This window comes from Bradyrhizobium sp. 164 (assembly GCF_023073715.1).
Lineage (GTDB): Bacteria > Pseudomonadota > Alphaproteobacteria > Rhizobiales > Xanthobacteraceae > Bradyrhizobium.
In genome coordinates, this window is sequence record NZ_JADPKA010000017.1 from 71,345 (window position 1) to 88,322 (window position 16,978).

Annotated in this window: 16 protein-coding genes; 9 read left to right on the top strand and 7 right to left on the bottom strand. The window is 62.9% G+C overall.

Going from position 1 to position 16,978, the window contains the following annotated elements; translation table 11 throughout:
- Positions 1-22 precede the first annotated feature (22 nt).
- A complete protein-coding gene (locus IVB01_RS06100; RefSeq protein ID WP_247276600.1) occupies positions 23-1,147 on the top strand; it encodes a hypothetical protein in 1,125 nt (374 codons plus the stop codon).
- Between the two features lie 37 nt (positions 1,148-1,184).
- On the opposite strand, the gene IVB01_RS06105 is transcribed toward IVB01_RS06100, so the two are convergent.
- From IVB01_RS06105 to IVB01_RS06115, 3 genes are read right to left on the bottom strand one after another with little or no spacing between them, the layout of a single operon-like run.
- Positions 1,185-1,775 (bottom strand): Smr/MutS family protein, encoded by a 591-nt coding sequence (locus tag IVB01_RS06105; RefSeq protein ID WP_247276601.1) that lies wholly within the window; start codon positions 1,773-1,775, stop codon positions 1,185-1,187.
- Positions 1,772-3,313: an MltA domain-containing protein gene (locus IVB01_RS06110; RefSeq protein WP_247276602.1), complete on the bottom strand. Its 1,542-nt coding sequence runs from the start codon at positions 3,311-3,313 to the stop codon at positions 1,772-1,774. Before IVB01_RS06110 ends, IVB01_RS06105 begins: the two co-directional genes overlap by 4 nt.
- Positions 3,291-3,986: a Tim44/TimA family putative adaptor protein gene (locus tag IVB01_RS06115; RefSeq protein WP_247276603.1), complete on the bottom strand. Its 696-nt coding sequence runs from the start codon at positions 3,984-3,986 to the stop codon at positions 3,291-3,293. The genes IVB01_RS06110 and IVB01_RS06115 overlap by 23 nt, the downstream gene beginning before the upstream one ends.
- Before the next feature lie 418 nt (positions 3,987-4,404).
- On the opposite strand from IVB01_RS06115, the gene secB reads away from it, so the two are divergent.
- On the top strand, positions 4,405-4,890 hold the full coding sequence (gene secB / locus IVB01_RS06120; protein WP_247276604.1) for a protein-export chaperone SecB: 486 nt from the start codon (positions 4,405-4,407) through the stop codon (positions 4,888-4,890).
- Here secB and dnaQ read toward each other — a convergent pair.
- From dnaQ to IVB01_RS06140, 4 genes are read right to left on the bottom strand one after another with little or no spacing between them, the layout of a single operon-like run.
- Positions 4,881-5,603, bottom strand: a complete 723-nt coding sequence (gene dnaQ / locus IVB01_RS06125; RefSeq protein ID WP_247276605.1) for a DNA polymerase III subunit epsilon — start codon at positions 5,601-5,603, stop codon at positions 4,881-4,883. The genes secB and dnaQ overlap by 10 nt on opposite strands.
- Before the next feature lie 29 nt (positions 5,604-5,632).
- On the bottom strand, positions 5,633-6,232 hold the full coding sequence (gene coaE / locus IVB01_RS06130) for a dephospho-CoA kinase (RefSeq protein ID WP_247276606.1): 600 nt from the start codon (positions 6,230-6,232) through the stop codon (positions 5,633-5,635).
- A gap of 22 nt (positions 6,233-6,254) precedes the next feature.
- The gene (locus IVB01_RS06135) at positions 6,255-6,863 is read right to left on the bottom strand and encodes a Maf family nucleotide pyrophosphatase (RefSeq protein WP_247276607.1); all 609 of its coding nucleotides are present in this window, start codon (positions 6,861-6,863) and stop codon (positions 6,255-6,257) included.
- Positions 6,864-6,871: 8 nt separating this feature from the next.
- Positions 6,872-7,711 carry a pyruvate, water dikinase regulatory protein gene (locus tag IVB01_RS06140; RefSeq protein WP_247276608.1) on the bottom strand — a complete coding sequence of 280 codons (840 nt, stop codon included), beginning with the start codon at positions 7,709-7,711 and terminating at the stop codon, positions 6,872-6,874.
- Between the two features lie 458 nt (positions 7,712-8,169).
- Here IVB01_RS06140 and hemJ point away from each other — a divergent pair, with 458 nt between their 5' ends.
- From hemJ to IVB01_RS06175, 7 genes are all read left to right on the top strand, one after another.
- Positions 8,170-8,604, top strand: coding sequence for a protoporphyrinogen oxidase HemJ (gene hemJ / locus IVB01_RS06145; RefSeq protein ID WP_247276609.1), 435 nt, complete (start codon positions 8,170-8,172; stop codon positions 8,602-8,604).
- A 244-nt stretch (positions 8,605-8,848) separates the two neighbouring features.
- Positions 8,849-10,114, top strand: a complete 1,266-nt coding sequence (rho, locus tag IVB01_RS06150; RefSeq protein WP_247276610.1) for a transcription termination factor Rho — start codon at positions 8,849-8,851, stop codon at positions 10,112-10,114.
- Between the two features lie 309 nt (positions 10,115-10,423).
- Entirely contained in the window at positions 10,424-11,782 is a 1,359-nt protein-coding gene (gene mnmE / locus IVB01_RS06155; protein ID WP_247449007.1) for a tRNA uridine-5-carboxymethylaminomethyl(34) synthesis GTPase MnmE, read from the top strand.
- Between the two features lie 352 nt (positions 11,783-12,134).
- Positions 12,135-14,015 (top strand): tRNA uridine-5-carboxymethylaminomethyl(34) synthesis enzyme MnmG, encoded by a 1,881-nt coding sequence (mnmG, locus tag IVB01_RS06160; protein WP_247276612.1) that lies wholly within the window; start codon positions 12,135-12,137, stop codon positions 14,013-14,015.
- A gap of 141 nt (positions 14,016-14,156) precedes the next feature.
- On the top strand, positions 14,157-14,798 hold the full coding sequence (gene rsmG / locus IVB01_RS06165; RefSeq protein ID WP_247276620.1) for a 16S rRNA (guanine(527)-N(7))-methyltransferase RsmG: 642 nt from the start codon (positions 14,157-14,159) through the stop codon (positions 14,796-14,798).
- Positions 14,799-14,829: 31 nt separating this feature from the next.
- Positions 14,830-15,699 (top strand): ParA family protein, encoded by an 870-nt coding sequence (locus IVB01_RS06170; RefSeq protein WP_247276613.1) that lies wholly within the window; start codon positions 14,830-14,832, stop codon positions 15,697-15,699.
- A 138-nt stretch (positions 15,700-15,837) separates the two neighbouring features.
- Entirely contained in the window at positions 15,838-16,722 is an 885-nt protein-coding gene (locus IVB01_RS06175) for a ParB/RepB/Spo0J family partition protein (RefSeq protein ID WP_247276614.1), read from the top strand.
- The last annotated feature ends 256 nt before the right edge of the window (positions 16,723-16,978 follow it).

The following is a 16,978-nucleotide window of genomic DNA, read 5'->3' on the forward strand; positions in this document are numbered from 1 at the left end:
ATTGACGCGCGTCGAGTGCCATATGCGCGCTAGCGTCCTGCAAAACCCCTGGCGTCTGCTGCTCGCGATCAACGCCGCCGTCCTCGTCGGCGTGTTCGTCCACAAGATCCAGCTGCCGCCTTACGTCCCCTATATCCACCTTCTCGTCGACTACCATTTCGGCTTCATCAAGCGCGCGCTGATCGGGGCGATCGTCGCGCTGTTCACGGCGAAGGTACCGGTATGGCTGGTGTTCGCGCTCGGCGGCGCGACGTGGCTGGTAACGCTGGGCCTTTACGCAAGACTGTTCCAGAACACGTTCGGCTTCACCGCGAGGACGCTGCCGTTGTTCGTCTTCACTGCGGGCTCGCCGTTCTTCCTCAAGAACTTCATGCATACGCTCGGCCATTTCGACATCTATGGCTGTGCGCTGGCGATCGTCCTGCTGCTGATGCCGGCGGGCTCATTGCTGTTCGTGGCGACGGCTGCGCTGTTCTCGATCATGCTCGTCCTGATCCACCACATCCATCTCTTGATGTATGTGCCGACGATCATCACCATCGTCGTGATCAGACATTACCTGGCTTGCGGCTGCCGTCGCACCAACGTCGCGTTCGGTGTCGCCGCCTTCGCGGTCGTCTCCGGATTGTTCTTCGCGGCGCAATTTCTGGGAACGATGCCGATCCCGGAGGCGGAATTCGTCACCCATCTCAAGAGCCGGATGGCCGATCCATCCCGCACCGACCTGCTGCAATTCAGCTACATCTGGTATCAGCCGCTGGCGAAGGAGGTTGCCGACACCTGGGGCCGGCTGCCGCACAACATCCTCGGCGTGCCGGTCTTCGCACTTTTGATCTGGCTGCACACGCCGTTATGGCGCTTCTTTGCGAACCTGATCAACGCGCTCGCCAGCGAAACGCATCGCCGTCTCGTGATCGCGGCGCTGATCGGCGTCAGTCTCGCTTATCTCGTGATGTTCGCCATGGTGTTCGACTATTCGCGCTGGATCTCGAACTGGGCGGTCTGCATGTTCCTGATCCTGCATGCGGTGAAGATGCTGCCCGCCGCACGGAAGGCGCCGCCGATTCAGGCGGAGGATCGCAACACCAACATCTTCGGTTTGATCATCACGTTGATCCCGCGCGTCGGAATCATCCGGCCGTTTTAGGAGCTGCGCTCCCGCTCCCGCTGCGAGCGGGAGAGGTTTAGTGCCTCGCCCGCCGAATTCGCACATACAGCGCACCTTCGCCGCCGTGCCCGATATGGGCCTCCTCGAAGCCGACGACGAAGGCGCGGAATTCCGGCAGGCTCAGCCATTCAGGCACCTGGCGACGGAGCACGCCGCTTTCGCCGCCGCTGCGGCCCTTGCCGGTGATGACCAGGACGAAGGTCAGGCCGTCGTGATGGGCGCGGTGCAGGAAGCCGGTCAGCGCACGATGGGCACGCGTCTGGGTCATGCCATGCAGGTCGAGCCGCGCCTCGATCTCGCGTCGTCCGCGCGACAGCTTTGCGCGCTCGCGCTTGCCGAGCGGCGCCAAGGGCGGCACGGACGGTTTTGCCACGCGCGGCGCCGGGACAGCCGCGACCGGCCTTGACGCTGACGCAGGTCTGGCCGCCTCGGCGGCAAGCGAGGATTCAGCGCGCGGCGCGGCGGGCGCCTTCGGCGCCCGAAGCTTCCTCAGCGGCTTCACCTGCTTTGCAACGAGCTCCCACAGCTCGCGCTCCTCCTCGCTCAGGGCGCGGCGACGCGGCACGGGGCGGGGCTCCAGCACGGGCGGACGGGATGATCGCTTCATTGCTGCCGATGCGAGCGATTCTTCACCGGCCGCTGCGGTTCGCGAACGGGCTCGATCGCCGGACGCGGCACCGGTAGCGGGACGGAACCGGCAGTGGCGACCGTTTCGTTTTTGTCGACCGTCGCCTCAGCAGCAGGAGAGGCGGGCTTCGCCGGATCGGGCTGCGGAAACAGCTTTGCGATCTTTTCCGACGGCCGCGGATCCGGCACCGGCAATCGCGCGCCGCGCACACTGGGATCGAGGCTCTTCGGCACCAGCATCACGAATTGCATGGGATGGCGCAACCGCCCGGAGACGCGGCCGGCATCCGCGCCCGCGCCAAAATAAAGGTCGGCGCGCGCAGGTCCAATGATGGCCGAGCCGGTGTCCTGGGCGATCATCAGCCGGTGGAACGGCGTCTTGGCGCGTTCGGACTCGATCGGCAGCTCGCCCTCGATGAAGAACGGCGTGCCGTAGACGTGCAGCGATTTGTCGACCGCGATCGAGCGGCCGGCCGTCAACGGAATCCCTTGCGCGCCCACCGCCTCCTCCTTGTCGGAGAGATTGACCTCGCGGAAGAAGATGTAGGCGCGGTTCTGGCGACGCAATTCCTCGGCCCCATCCGGATTCTGCGCCATCCATTCCCTGATCTTCTGCATCGACATCTCCTCCTTCGGAATGATGCCGCGCTCGATCAGGATGCGACCTACCGCCGTGTAAGGATAGCCGTTATAGGCGTCGTAATTGAGCCGGACCGTGCCGCCGTCGTCGAACTTGATCCGTGCCGAACCCTGGATCTGTGCGAACAAGAGATCGGTCGGGTCCTTGAGCCAGGCGATCTCCAGCCCGCGGCCGGCGATCTTGCCGTCCTCGATCTCGCCGCGGTCGTAATAGGGCACCAGCTTGCGGCGACCGATCTTGCGATAGACCGGGCCCTTGTTGGGCAGGCTGACCGAGTCCTGCTTGTAGCCACGCACGAACAGGTTGGAGGGCCGGCGATAGACCGGAACGTTGTAAACGTCGGTCTGGGTGCGCGATCCCTCGAGCACGGGCTCGTAATAGCCGGTGACGAAGCCGTCGGGCTCACCGAGACGGGAGATGCGCAGCGGCGCAAAATTCTGCTCGAAGAAGGTCTTGGCTCTGGCGTCGTCGGTGAGTTCGAGCGATTTGGCGACCCGGCAGGGCTCACTCAGCGAAGCGCCGAGTGCTTTGGCTTCGGCTTTCGGCTCGGACGCGCCGGTCTGCGTGTTGATCGAACGGCAGCTCGCGCGGAAGGTCTTGTAGGCGGCGAGATGATTATCGTCGCTCCAGCCCTTCACGTCCGCCCAGGCCAGCGGCAGATATTGCGCGCCGGGAATCTCGAACGGCAGCGAAAGCTGCGGATAGGGCAAGGCGCGCGGCGGGGCCGCAGGCAATGTTGGAAGATGACGGTGGTGACTGCGGTAGTGGCGCCGCGCCGCCTCGGCGCCGAGCGAAAACGACGACAGCACGACGACACCTGCGCAAAGCGCCGTCGCGCTGGTCTTCAAGAAGATCTTAATTCGCGCTTCCGGTACCAACCAGCTTCCAGTTCGGATCGCGAGAGGAGGTGTCGCGGGCGAAAGTCCAGATGTCGGTGATGTCGGCGACCGTGTCGGCGCTGCCGTCGACGATGTTGCCGGCCTTGTCGCGGGTGACCGAGATCATCTGCGAGACGAAGCGCACGGTGAGCTGGGCGGTGCGGTCGCGCAGCTCGGCGCCGACGAGCTCGGCCTTGTCGATCGAGACGAAACGCGTCTCGGTCTTCTGCTCGTTCTTCTCGCGCTCCTTGATCGCGGCCTCGAAGCTCTCATAGACTTCCGACGACAACAAATCGCGCAGCGCGCGGCGGTCGCCATTGGCGAAGGCCAGCACGATCATCTCATAGGCGCCACGGGCACCCGAGATGAAATGGCGTGGGTCGAAGGTGGAATCCTTGTCGACGATGGCGTCGAGACCCTGCGCGAGCGGGGTGCCCGGCTCGGCCAGGCCCTTCCAGCGGTCGGTGGGCGGGGTCGGCTCGGCCGTCGGCGCCAGCGGGGCCTGGTCGATCACCTTGCCCGGCATGGTCACGACGTTCTTGTCCTGGGCACCTTGGAGCGCGTTGCGGTCGAACGGCGGCCGTTCGCTGCCGGTGCGCTGCCCCAGCACACTGCGCAGCCGCAGAAAGATGAAGACCGCCAGCGCCAGGAAGATGATGGTGTAGATGTCCACGTCGTATTCGCTTTCTGGTCTTTTCCGAGGGTCTCTTTATCAGAGGTCCTTGCCGGGAAAAATCGATCCGGCCAGTAGACCGTTCCATAGGGGAACGGCAAGTCTACATCACCATTTCAGGTCCGCGCGTCTGGTCCCTGGGATGTAGGCACGAAATCTTGCCCGGCCAATGGCGCCTTTTGGCACAGTGCCGAGTGTAGCGCGTTTTATGCCCAAGGGGAAACCCGATCCTGCCCGGAAATCGCGCTTCTTCAATCGTTTAGGGCGCAATTTCGCGCAAAAGATCGGGGTGAACGTCACAGTTGCGGGCGCGACTCCGATCCCTCACCTGGGGGTCGTTCGTCCTTGTGGAATGAGGCGGCCCTATGTTAGCCAACCGCCGCGAAATTCAGCCCAAATCGGGTAAGGAGAGACTTTCATGACCAACGGTAACGGCACCCCTCCCGAGGCGGCCCAGGCTCCCCAGCTCAACGTGCTGGCGCAATATACCAAGGACCTCTCGTTCGAAAATCCGAACGCGCCGAGCTCGCTCCAGCAGCAGAGCCAGCCGCCGCAGATCAACATCCAGATCAATGTCAGCGCCAACAATCTCAGCGAACATGAGTTCGAGGTGACGTTGTCGGTCGAGGGCAAGGCCGAGGCCGCGAGCAAGGTGATGTTCTCGTTCGAGCTCGCCTATGCCGGCGTGTTCCGGATCGCCAATGTGCCGAAGGAGAATTTGCATCCGCTGGTCATGATCGAGTGCCCGCGCCTGCTGTTCCCGTTCGCCCGCGAGATCATCGCGACCGCGGTCCGCGACGGCGGGTTCCCACCGCTGATGCTAGATCCGGTCGACTTCGTCGGTCTGTATCGTCAGAACATGGAGCGGCAGATGGCCGCTCAGGGCCAAGCCGGTCAGGCCTGACCGGCCGCCACGGCAACTGGAGCGGGCAGGTACTCGTTCCAGATCGCCTTGTCGCCGAGCGTTGCGATGAAGGTGCGATGGGCCTCGCGTTCGGCAGCAGAAACCCGCGGCGCGAGCGGCACCAGGCGCTGTCGCCGCGGCGCTTCGCCACTTGCACTGACGCGAATTTCCTCGGTTTCCGAGGCCAGCAGCAACTGCGACTGCCGCGCCCCGACCAGGTCGACATAGACCTCGGCCAGAAGCTCGGCATCGAGCAACGCACCGTGCTTGGTGCGGTGTGAATTGTCGATCGCGTAACGCGAGCAGAGATCGTCGAGCCGGTTGGACACGCCGGGATGCTTGCGCCGTGCCAGCAGCAGCGTGTCCACCAGCCGCTCGCGCGGGATCGCTGCGCGCTTGATCCGGTCGAGCTCGGCGTTGATGAAGCTAATGTCGAACGAGGCGTTGTGGATCACCAGCGGCGCATCGCCGATGAATTCCAGAAACTCGTCGACGATCTCGTGGAACAGCGGCTTGGTCGCCAGAAATTCGGCCGACAGCCCGTGCACTGCAAAGGCCTCGGCCGGCATGTCCCTTTCAGGGTTCATGTAGCGGTGGAAGGTCTGTCCGGTCGGCATGCGATTGAAGATCTCGACACAGCCGATTTCGACCAGGCGATCGCCGCGGAGCGGATCGAGGCCGGTGGTTTCGGTATCGAGAACGATTTCGCGCATGATCGAGATGGCCGTGTAAAATCGGCGAATCAGGCTCGCCGCTGCGGCATCTTAACGACCTCGGCCAGGATGTGCTTGATTTGCGCCCGCACCGGCTCAAGTCCGTGTGACGTATCCACTACGAAATCGGCGCGCTTGCGCTTTTCGGCGTCGGGCATCTGCTTGGCGATGATGGCATCGAGTTTTGCTTCGTCCATCGTTCCCCGCGCCAGCACCCGCTGGCGCTGAAGTTCCGGCGAGGTCGAGACCACGACCACGGCGTCGACCCGTTTCTCGCCACCCGTCTCGAACAGGAGGGGAATGTCCAGGACCACGACGGGGACCTTGGCCGCTTCCGCATCGGCAAAGAATTTTTGCCGGGAGGCGCCGAGCATCGGATGAACGATCTGCTCGAGCTTCTTGATCGCGGCCGGATCGTGCACCACGCGCGCGGACAGTTTGGACCGGTCGACCTTGCCGTTGATGGTCGTGCCGGGGAAGGCAGCCTCGATCGCGGGAGCCGCTTCGCCCTCATACAAATGATGAACTGCGGCATCGGCGTCGTAGACGGGAACACCAGCCTCCGCGAACAATTTCGCGGTGGTGGATTTGCCCATCCCGATCGAGCCGGTCAATCCCAGGATCCGCATCAGCGCCCAGCCTGTCTGTCGTTCACACCGCAACTAGCCTCTCGCGGCGCAGGAACGCAAGCAGCGGCAGTAGCGGCAGGCCGAGAATGGTGAAATGGTCGCCCTCGATGCGCTCGAACAGATGGATGCCGAGACCCTCGAGCTGGTAGGCGCCAACGCTGGTGGTCACGGCAGCGCCGGCGGCGTCGAGATAGGCCGTAAGCTCCGCTTCCGTCATTTGCCGCATCGTCATGCGGGCCACGGAAACATCCTCGAAAACAATCCTTCCGTTGTGCGCCACCGCCACCCCCGAATTCAGCTCGTGGCTGTTGCCGGAGAGATCGCGCAATTGCGCCATCGCCTGGAGACGGCCAGCGGGCTTGTTGAAGAGGTGCTCGCCAAGAGCCAGCGTCTGGTCGGCGCCTATCACATAGCTTGCGGGATAATGAGCCGAGACCGCCTTGGCTTTCTCACGCGCCAGCAGCAGGGCGATCTCGCGCGGGTTTGAGAGTTTCGACACCGCCTGGATGCCGCGCTCATCGATAGCAGCCGTGGCGGCCACGAATTCGAGTCCAGCATTCGCCAGCAGCATTTTCCGCGCGCTGCTCTGCGAGGCCAGGATCAGCGGAGATGTGCCGCGCCACAGACCCATGGCGACAACTATTCCGAGGGCCGGTTGCGTTGGCGATCGGTGTAGAGCTTCATGATCGCCGCGGCGGTTTCCTCGATCGAGCGCCTTGTGACATCCAGCAGTGGCCAGTCATGCTTGGCGCTGAGCTTGCGTGCGAATGCGACCTCCTCGGCGACCGCTTGCTTATCGGTATAGGTGTCACTGCCGGAATTGGCACCCATGGAGAGCAGGCGGTTCTGGCGCACCTGAATCAGGCGTTCCGGCGTCGCATGCAGGCTCACCACCAGCGGCCGCGTCAGGGTTTCCAATTGCGAGGGCACCGGAATGCCCGGAACCAGCGGCACATTGGCGGTGCGGATGCCGCGATTGGCGAGATAGATCGACGTCGGCGTCTTCGAAGTGCGGGACACACCCACCAGCACCACGTCAGCTTCGTCGAGGCCTTCGACGTGCTGCCCATCGTCGTGGATCATGGTGTAGTTCAGCGCGTCGATGCGCTTGAAATATTCCGCGTTGAGCACGTGCTGGGCGCCGACGCGACCCGTGGTCGCGGCACCGAGATAGGCTTCGAACAGTTGCATCACCGGGCCGATGATCGACAGGCTCGGAACGTTGATCTCCTTGCACTTGTTCTCGAGCCTGAAGACCAGATCCTTCTCCAGCAGCGTGAACAGCACGATGCCCGGCGCCTCCTCGATCTCATCGAGTACGCGATCGAGCTGCTTTTGGCTGCGCACCAGCGGATAGACGTGCTCGACCGGCGTCACGTTGGCGTATTGGGCCGCGACCGCGCGGGCCACGGTGATCAGCGTCTCACCCGTGGAGTCGGAGACGAGGTGCAGATGGAAATAATTGTTCGAGGTCGGCACAAAAACCCTTTGTATGGAGGCGGTGTGATTTGTGGATTTCTGTGGAGCTTAACCCCTCGGAAAGGGTTGCGCGACAGGAGGGGCGGGACAACGGCCAATTTTCTTCACACCGCTGCCCGTCAGGACAAGTTTGCCGGTCCTCCGCGACGGCAACGGGATTGCGCGGACAAGCCTCTTGATAAGCTGCCGACAGGCGGGCGCAAGCCCCTGAACGCGGGTCAATTATTCCGACAGGCCAGACGGGCGCAGGATATGTTGATGGATGTGAACAAGCGCGCGTGAAGCCGCGGACGAAATTGTGTGAGTCCAATCCACGGTCACATAGACTCAAACCTTAAGAATCTAAGATTCTAGATTTGAGGAAGGCGCTACGGACGGATAAGTGTGCAGGGTAAGACCTTAACGAGTTCTTACTATCCCCAGCGTTTGGAATGCTCGGCAGGAATCCGGGACGGCACATGTTTGAAGACCTCTATTTCTGGATCAAGGCGCTGCACGTGATCGCCGTCATCGCCTGGATGGCGGGCATGCTCTATCTGCCACGGCTGTTCGTCTATCATTCGGAGACCGAAATCGGCTCGAAGCAGTCCGAAACGTTCAAGATCATGGAGCGCCGGCTACTCAAGGCGATCATCAACCCCGCCATGATGGTCACTTGGCTGGCCGGGCTTTATCTCGCCTGGTCCGGCCATTGGTTCACTTCCGGGTGGCTGCACGTAAAACTGGCACTGGTCCTGGCAATGTCCGCGGTCCACGGCTTTTTTTCCCGCTGGCTGACGGATTTCGCCCGCGACCGGCGCCCGCGGACCCAGAAATTCTATCGGATTATCAATGAGGTGCCGACAGTCCTGATGATTTTCATCGTGATCATGGTGATCGTGAAGCCGTTCTAGGCAATGCGCGCGACGAATCCCTCGGCGCTTCGGCTTGCGGAGCAGGAAGCGATTTTCTATATTATCGGTATCCCACCCAACGCAGGCGGATGTGGTTGTGTCTGAGCTTTCCAGAGGCCGGACACCGCATCAGGTTTGAAGCCTCACCGGCACTCTCCTTGCCAGACCTGCGGACCTTACCTTCTCACGTCCGCATTTCAGCCTCCTCGCACCCCTTCCAAGGTTACCCCACAGGACCACCCCAATGCGGGAAATTAAACTTCAGGACCTTAAGTCGAAAACCCCGGCCGAGCTGGTCTCGTTCGCGGAAGAGAACGGGGTCGAGAATGCCAGCACCATGCGCAAGCAGGAGCTGCTGTTCGCTATCCTCAAGCAGCTTTCGCTGGCCGAGACCGACATTGTCGGCGAGGGCGTCGTCGAGGTGCTGTCCGACGGCTTTGGCTTCCTCCGCTCGCCCGATGCAAATTATCTGCCGGGTCCGGACGACATCTACGTTTCGCCCTCGCAGATCCGCCGGTTCGGCTTACGCACCGGCGACACACTCGAAGGCCATATCCGCAGCCCGAAAGAGGGCGAGCGCTATTTCGCGCTGCTGAAGGTCAACACGCTCAATTTCGAGGATCCGGAAAAGGCCAAGCACAAGGTCAATTTCGACAACCTCACGCCGCTGTTTCCGAATCAGCGCTTCCGCATGGAGATCGACGATCCCACGCGAAAGGATCTCTCCGCACGCGTGATCGACATCGTCGCGCCCATCGGCAAGGGCCAGCGCGCTTTGATCGTCGCGCCGCCGCGCACCGGTAAAACCGTGCTGATGCAGAACATCGCGCATTCGATCACGCACAATCACCCCGAATGCTATCTGATCGTGCTCCTGATCGACGAGCGCCCGGAAGAAGTCACAGACATGCAGCGTTCGGTGAAGGGCGAGGTGGTGTCCTCGACCTTCGACGAGCCGGCGGTGCGCCACGTCCAGGTCGCCGAGATGGTGATCGAGAAGGCCAAGCGCCTGGTCGAGCATGGCCGCGACGTCGTGATCCTGCTCGATTCGATCACGCGCTTGGGTCGTGCCTACAACACCGTGGTGCCGTCATCCGGCAAGGTGCTGACCGGCGGTGTCGATGCCAACGCGCTCCAGCGCCCGAAGCGCTTCTTCGGCGCCGCCCGGAACATCGAGGAGGGCGGCTCCCTGACTATCATCGCGACGGCACTGGTCGATACCGGCAGCCGCATGGACGAAGTCATCTTCGAAGAGTTCAAGGGCACCGGCAACTCGGAGCTGATCCTGGACCGCAAGGTCTCGGACAAGCGCACCTTCCCGGCGATCGACATCTCGCGCTCCGGCACCCGCAAGGAGGAGCTCATCACCGATCCGCAGGTGCTCAAGAAGATGTACGTGCTCCGCCGCATCCTGAACCCGATGGGCACCATGGACGCGATCGACTTCCTGCTCGACAAGCTGCGCTCGACCAAGAGCAATTCGGAGTTCTTCGACTCGATGAACACCTGAGTGCAGTGCAACGGAAAGTGGAGGGCGCCCTGGGGCGCCCTTTCTTGTGCAGCTTTGCTGCAGTGAACCTGCAGCATGGCAAGAGGCTTGTTACATAGCCCGTTTTTATTTAAGTCATTGATATAGTACGATAATGTTTTCAATTCGGTGAGCCGACCGAGTTGAACGGCTGCGTTCTGCAGCAAAAATGCTGTGCCAATATTGCACTGCAATGCAATCTTCTGCTGCGGGATGTGGCGCAGCAAAATCATGCCGCCTGGCGTTCGAAATGGAGGTTTGCCTTTTCTCCGGCAGCCGGACAAATAGGCCATGCATCCGCAAGACCAGACCATCTTTGCGCTGTCGTCCGGCCGTCCGCCAAGCGCGATTGCGGTGGTGCGGGTCTCCGGGCCACGGGCTGGCTTGGCGCTGACGACGCTGGCGGGTGAGCTGCCGGCGCCGAGGCACGCCAGCCGCAGGTTGCTCCGTGACGCCGTGGGCCAGCCGATCGATGATGCGGTCGTGCTCTGGTTTCCGGGGCCGGCAAGTGCGACCGGCGAGGACGTCGCCGAATTCCACGTCCATGGCGGCCGCGCTGTGCTCTCGGCGCTCCTCGCTGCAATTTCTGCTATCCCGAACACGCGAGCGGCCGAGCCCGGCGAGTTCACGCGACGTGCATTCGAGAACGGCAAGCTCGACCTCACCGAGGCCGAGGGCCTCGACGATCTCATCCACGCCGATACCGACCGCCAGCGGCGTCAAGCGCTGCGCCAGTTGCAGGGCCTGCTCGGCAATCGTGCACGCGATTGGCGCGAACGTATCATCGAAGCTTCGGCCTTGATCGAAGCCGGCATCGATTTCTCGGATGAGGGCGACGTGCCTGCCGAGCTTCTGGCGCCCGCCGTCAAGGCGATCGGAGCGCTGCATCGCGAAATTGCAGAAGTCCTTGCGGCACAGGGCCAAGCTGAACGGCTGCGCGATGGCCTGGTGGTCGCGATCGCAGGCGAGCCGAATGTCGGCAAGTCGACGCTGATCAATCAGCTCGCACGCCGCGAGGTTGCGATCGTCTCGCCGTACGCTGGCACCACACGCGATGTGATCGAGGTGCAGCTCGATCTCGACGGCTACCCCGTCACGCTGATCGACACCGCCGGCATTCGCGAGACCGACGATCCTGTCGAGCAAGAGGGCGTGCGCCGGGCACGGGCCAGGGCCGAAGACGCGGATCTCGTGCTGTGGCTGGTGGAGGGATCGCAGACCATCGATCCGGACGCGACGCGGTTGCTGCGGAAGGCCGGCGGCGGGAATGGTCCGTCTGGCGGCTCGATCTGGATCGTGCGCAACAAGGTCGATCTCGGCGGGGCTGGGGGATCGGGGCCGCGGGACGAGTTCGCGATCTCCGCGAGCCGGGGCGATGGCATCCCTCAGCTGGTCGATGCTCTCGTGAAATTCGCCTCTGAATTCTTCGGGAGCAGCGAGGGTGCATTGGTGACCCGGGCACGCCAACGCGAGCTGTTGCGCCAAGCGGCAGACAGCTTGCGCCGGAGTTTGGAGCTTGTAGAAGAGGGCGAAGAGCTCGCCGCCGAGGAATTGCGTGCCGCGGCCTATGCCTTGGGCCGGGTGCTGGGCCGGGTGGACGTGGAAGACGTGCTCGGCGCCATTTTCCAGAAATTTTGCATCGGAAAGTAGGATTAGTTCTTCATTGTAGAACTAGCCTTTGTTCCACTCTTTGCGTTTCACGTGAAACACATGCTGTGGTTCCTTTGCCTCGTGAAACGTTGGGGCGCCGGCCGTCGTTACGAGCATCACTGCACGATAATCCAGACTGCCCACGAAAGATTCTGGGATGCGTCGCCGCGATATCTTTTGATCATTTCAGTGATTTTGTTTCACCTGAAACGCAGCAGGTTCAATAGCTCGTCTACTGTGCATGGGGTTGTTTTCGCGAAATCGCTTTCCCCTCGAATGCTCCGTTTCACGTGAAACATCTCCGCCTAGTTTCCACTTCCGGCTTTCACACCTCTGAGCTAGAAGTTGCCTCATGCGAACAGAGCGAGAGAACTACGACGTCATCGTCATTGGCGGCGGTCACGCCGGCTGTGAGGCCGCGGCGGCTGCTGCTCGGATGGGTGCAACAACCGCTCTTGTGACGCATCGTTTCTCGACCGTAGGCGCGATGTCCTGCAACCCCGCCATTGGGGGTCTCGGCAAGGGCCATCTGGTCCGCGAAGTCGATGCGCTCGATGGTCTGATGGGCCGGGTCGGCGATGCCGGCGGCATCCAATTTCGTGTCCTCAACCGCCGCAAGGGTCCGGCTGTCCGTGGTCCTCGCGCTCAGGCCGACCGAAGGCTTTATGCGGCCGCGATGCAGGCCGCGGTCCGGGAGACCGAGGGTCTTTCCGTCCTCGAGGGGGAGGCTGAGGAGCTGATCGTGGTGGAAGGCCGGGTCATCGGTCTGCGCCTGGCCGACGGCCGGGAGCTTCGGGCAGGGGCGATAGTCGTCACCACCGGCACCTTCCTGCGCGGTCTGATCCATCTCGGCGAGAAGAATTGGCCCGCCGGTCGCGTCGGCGAGGCACCGGCGATGGGCCTTTCTGGCTCCTTTGAGCGCGCCGGCTTCACCCTCGGGCGGCTGAAAACGGGGACTCCTCCCCGCTTGGACGGCACCACGATCGATTGGTCGGCCGTCGAAATGCAGCCCGGAGACGAACCGCCTGAGCCGTTCTCGGTGATGACGGAACGGATCACGACCCCGCAGATCCAGTGCGGCATCACCCGGACCACCTCGGTGACCCATGAGGTGATCCGCGCCAATGTCCATCGCTCCCCGATGTATTCCGGCCAGATCAAGAGTTCCGGTCCGCGTTATTGTCCGTCGATCGAGGACAAGATCGTCCGCTTCGGCGACCGTGACGGCCATCAGATCTTCCTGGAGCCGGAAGGGCTCGACGATACAACTGTCTATCCCAACGGCATCTCGACCTCGCTCCCTGAGGAGGTCCAGCTCGCGATCCTCGCCAGCATTCCCGGCTTGGAGCGGGTGAAGATGGTCCGTCCGGGGTACGCCATCGAATACGACCACATCGACCCCCGCGAGCTCGATCCGACCCTCCAGACCAAGCGTCTGCGCGGTCTGTTCCTGGCCGGGCAGATCAATGGCACCACCGGATACGAAGAAGCCGCCGGGCAGGGCATCGTGGCAGGCGTCAACGCAGCGCTCTCCGCCAGCGGGGCGGCGCTAACGGTGTTCGACCGGGCGGATGGCTATCTGGGTGTGATGATCGACGATCTCGTCACCCGCGGGATCAGCGAGCCCTATCGGATGTTCACCTCCCGGGCGGAATACCGGCTGACGCTGCGGGCCGACAATGCGGATCAGCGTCTCACCGAGAAGGGCATCGCCTTGGGGTGTGTCGGCAGTGCCCGCATGCAGCATCATCGCGCCAAGATGGATGCGCTGAACGCAGCCCGCGCGCTCTCGAAGTCGCTTGCGATCACTCCGAACGAGGCGATCAAGCACGGACTCTCCCTGAACCGCGATGGCCAGCGCCGGTCCGCCTTCGAACTGATGGCCTATCCGGATATCGGCTGGAGCCAGGTCCGGGCGATCTGGCCGGAACTGTCGGCGATCGACCCCATCATCGCGACCCACCTCGAAACCGACGCCAAATACGACGTCTATCTGGAGCGCCAGAGCGCCGACGTCGAAGCCTTCCGGCGCGACGAGGGTATGGTGCTGTCGGAGGTCGATTATCAGCAGGTCCCCGGTCTCTCCAATGAGGTGCGGACCAAGCTGGAGAAGGCCCGACCGTTCACGGTCGGCCAAGCCGGCCGGATCGATGGGATGACGCCGGCGGCGCTCGGCATTCTCGCGGCCTACCTGCGGCGCGAGGCACGGAAGACCTCGAAGGCGATTGCATAGGCGTTTCACGTGAAACAGCGCGGGCCGGGAGGCGGCAGATCGTCATCAGGAAAACCTGCGGCGGGCGAGGGTGCCGGTCGACGGCCCGAGCCGAGGCTGATCAGACCGAAGATCGACAGCGCCGGCACCAACGATCAATCGCTGAACGCCCTCATCGCTGCTGACAAGATTGCGGCGCTCAAGCTCGCGCCTGTTTCAGATGAAACGGAAGACCGGCTCGATCGCTACATCGCCTTGCTCCGCGAGTGGCAGGCCAAGACCAACCTGGTCGCGCCCTCGACCCTGCCGCACCTCTGGACCCGGCACATCGCCGACTCGCTTCAGCTCGTGGATCTCGCACCGGCGGCAAAACGATGGGCCGACCTCGGGAGCGGCGGTGGCTTCCCGGGCATCGTCCTGGCCTGCGCCATGGCCGGGAGGCCCGATGCTCGCGTCCATCTTGTCGAGCGAATCGCCAAGAAGGCCGCGTTCCTGCGCGAAGCGATCCGTGTCACCACATCTCCGGGAGTCGTACATCTCGCTGAAATCGGGGATAATGTGGATAGAATCACCGGCCCCGTCGATTGCGTCACCGCGCGTGCGCTCGCTCCGCTACATCAACTCATCGGCTTTGCGGAGCCGCTGATACGCCAGGGCGCAAAAGCGTTATTTCTCAAGGGTCAAGATGTAGAGGCTGAATTGACCGAAGCCGCTAAATATTGGAATATTCGGCCTCAGCTTCATCCAAGCCGCACCGGCGACGGCTGGATCGTGGAACTGACGTCTGCCGAACGGCGCGGGTGAGGCGTTCAGGGGCCTGAGTGGGGAATTTACGATGACCGTGATTGACGAGCCGCAGCAAGAACAGACCGCCCAAGAACAGGCAGCGGAGGTGCCGCATGGCCACCCGCGCATCCTGGCGCTGGCAAATCAGAAGGGGGGCGTCGGAAAAACAACCACAGCGATTAACCTCGGCACGGCGCTCGCAGCGATTGGCGAACGCGTCCTGATCGTCGATCTCGATCCGCAGGGCAACGCCTCGACCGGCCTCGGCATCGATCGCCGCAACCGTAGCTGTTCGATCTACGACGTGCTGGTCGGCGAAGCCGCCTTGCGCGAGGCTGTGGTCTCGACCGCGGTGCCGCGGCTGCACATCGCGCCCTCGACCATGGATCTCTCCGGCCTTGAGCTCGAGCTCGGCACCACGCCCGGCCGCGCCTTCAAGCTGCGCGACGCCATCGGTGCGCTCAACAACAATGTCTCTCCGGATGCCGACTACACCTACGTGCTGATCGACTGCCCGCCTTCGCTCAACCTGCTCACGGTCAACGCGATGGCGGCGTCCGATGCGATCCTGGTACCGCTGCAATGCGAATTCTTCGCGCTCGAAGGTCTGTCGCAATTGCTGCAGACCGTGGAGCAGGTGCGCTCGACGCTCAACCCGAATCTGTCGATCCACGGCATCGTGCTGACCATGTTCGACTCGCGTAACAACCTCTCGAACCAGGTCGTCGCCGACGTCCGCCAGTTCATGGGCGAGAAGGTCTACAAGACCATGATCCCGCGCAACGTGCGCATCTCGGAAGCGCCGTCCTACGGCAAGCCGGTGCTGGTCTACGACCTCAAATGCGTCGGCAGCGAAGCGTATTTGCGGCTCGCCACCGAGGTGATCCAGCGCGAGCGCGAGCTGCGGACCACGCATTGACGAGGCCGTAGGGTGGCAAAGGTGTCTTCGCCGGGTCCACCGTCTTCCGCACACACTGGTGGGCACGCTTCGCTTACCCACCCTACGTTTCGAAATTCAGTTCTGGAGTGCGCTCAAGTGAATCCAAGGGAGCTGGCGATGGCCGACGAAGCGCGTTCGCGACTGGGCCGGGGTCTTGCGAGTCTGATTGGTGATGTCGGCGGCGAGGCTCAGCATGTCGATCGCCCGCGCGCGCAGCGCAAGGTGCCGATCGAATTCATCAAAGCCAATCCGCGCAATCCGCGTCGCACCTTTTCGGAGGCCGAGCTCAAGGAGCTCTCCGACTCCATCAAGCAGCACGGTGTGATCCAGCCGATCGTGGTGCGTCCGGTGAAGGGCGCGCAGGATCGCTACGAGATCATCGCCGGCGAGCGGCGCTGGCGCGCTTCGCAAATGGCTGGCCTGCATGAAGTGCCGATCGTCCCGGTCGACATCAGCGACAGCGATGCGCTGGAGTTCGCGATCGTCGAGAACGTGCAGCGCGAAGACCTCAACCCGATGGAAGAGGCGCAGGGCTATCACGCGCTTGCCAACGAGTTCAAACGCAGCCAGGACGATATCGCAAGAGTCGTCGGCAAGAGCCGCAGCCACGTCGCCAACATGATGCGTCTGACGAAGCTGCCGGCCGAGGTGCAGGCCTTGATCGCAACCGGCGAGCTGACGGCTGGCCATGCTCGCGCACTGATCGGCGTGCCCGATCCGCTCGCGGCCGCCAAGCGCATCGTCGAGGAGGGCCTCAACGTCCGTCAGACCGAGGCGCTTGCGCATGAAGAGGGCGTGCCGGGGCGCAAGCCGCAGAAGGCGCGCGCTGGGGCGAAGGAAAAGGACCCCGATACGGTCGATCTGGAAAAGCGCGTCAGCGACGCGCTCGGTCTCAAGGTCACCGTCAATCACCGCGATCCTGGCGGATCCGTGCAGATCAACTATCGCAACCTCGATCAGCTCGACGAGGTGATGAAGCGGCTCGCGAAGGGCGCGCTGTAGCTCGCGTGTCGTTCCGGAGCTGGGTGCGAAACCGGGATCGTGCGCGGCACGTCCAATCTATTTCCCTCACCCTGAGGAGCTGCGAAGCGGCGTCGCGAAGGGCGGGGATCACAGGCGGGCCTGCATCCTTCGAGACGCGCGCAAGAGCGCGCTCCTCAGAGCCTGACCGAAAAAGGGTGAGCGGTTTTGGCCGGCTTGTGATTCCTTCGGATTTGCAAAGATTCGAGGGAGGACACCATGCCGTGGACCAAAACCG

What these genes read in the sequence shown, in the direction of transcription:
- IVB01_RS06100 (WP_247276600.1), top strand. Translation starts at nt 23, where the DNA reads ATGCGCGCTAGCGTCCTGCAAAACCCCTGGCGTCTGCTGCTCGCGATC.
- IVB01_RS06105 (WP_247276601.1), bottom strand. Translation starts at nt 1,775, where the DNA reads ATGAAGCGATCATCCCGTCCGCCCGTGCTGGAGCCCCGCCCCGTGCCG.
- secB (WP_247276604.1), top strand. Translation starts at nt 4,405, where the DNA reads ATGACCAACGGTAACGGCACCCCTCCCGAGGCGGCCCAGGCTCCCCAG.
- dnaQ (WP_247276605.1), bottom strand. Translation starts at nt 5,603, where the DNA reads ATGCGCGAAATCGTTCTCGATACCGAAACCACCGGCCTCGATCCGCTC.
- coaE (WP_247276606.1), bottom strand. Translation starts at nt 6,232, where the DNA reads ATGCGGATCCTGGGATTGACCGGCTCGATCGGGATGGGCAAATCCACC.
- IVB01_RS06135 (WP_247276607.1), bottom strand. Translation starts at nt 6,863, where the DNA reads ATGGGTCTGTGGCGCGGCACATCTCCGCTGATCCTGGCCTCGCAGAGC.
- hemJ (WP_247276609.1), top strand. Translation starts at nt 8,170, where the DNA reads ATGTTTGAAGACCTCTATTTCTGGATCAAGGCGCTGCACGTGATCGCC.
- rho (WP_247276610.1), top strand. Translation starts at nt 8,849, where the DNA reads ATGCGGGAAATTAAACTTCAGGACCTTAAGTCGAAAACCCCGGCCGAG.
- mnmE (WP_247449007.1), top strand. Translation starts at nt 10,424, where the DNA reads ATGCATCCGCAAGACCAGACCATCTTTGCGCTGTCGTCCGGCCGTCCG.
- mnmG (WP_247276612.1), top strand. Translation starts at nt 12,135, where the DNA reads ATGCGAACAGAGCGAGAGAACTACGACGTCATCGTCATTGGCGGCGGT.
- IVB01_RS06170 (WP_247276613.1), top strand. Translation starts at nt 14,830, where the DNA reads ATGACCGTGATTGACGAGCCGCAGCAAGAACAGACCGCCCAAGAACAG.
- IVB01_RS06175 (WP_247276614.1), top strand. Translation starts at nt 15,838, where the DNA reads ATGGCCGACGAAGCGCGTTCGCGACTGGGCCGGGGTCTTGCGAGTCTG.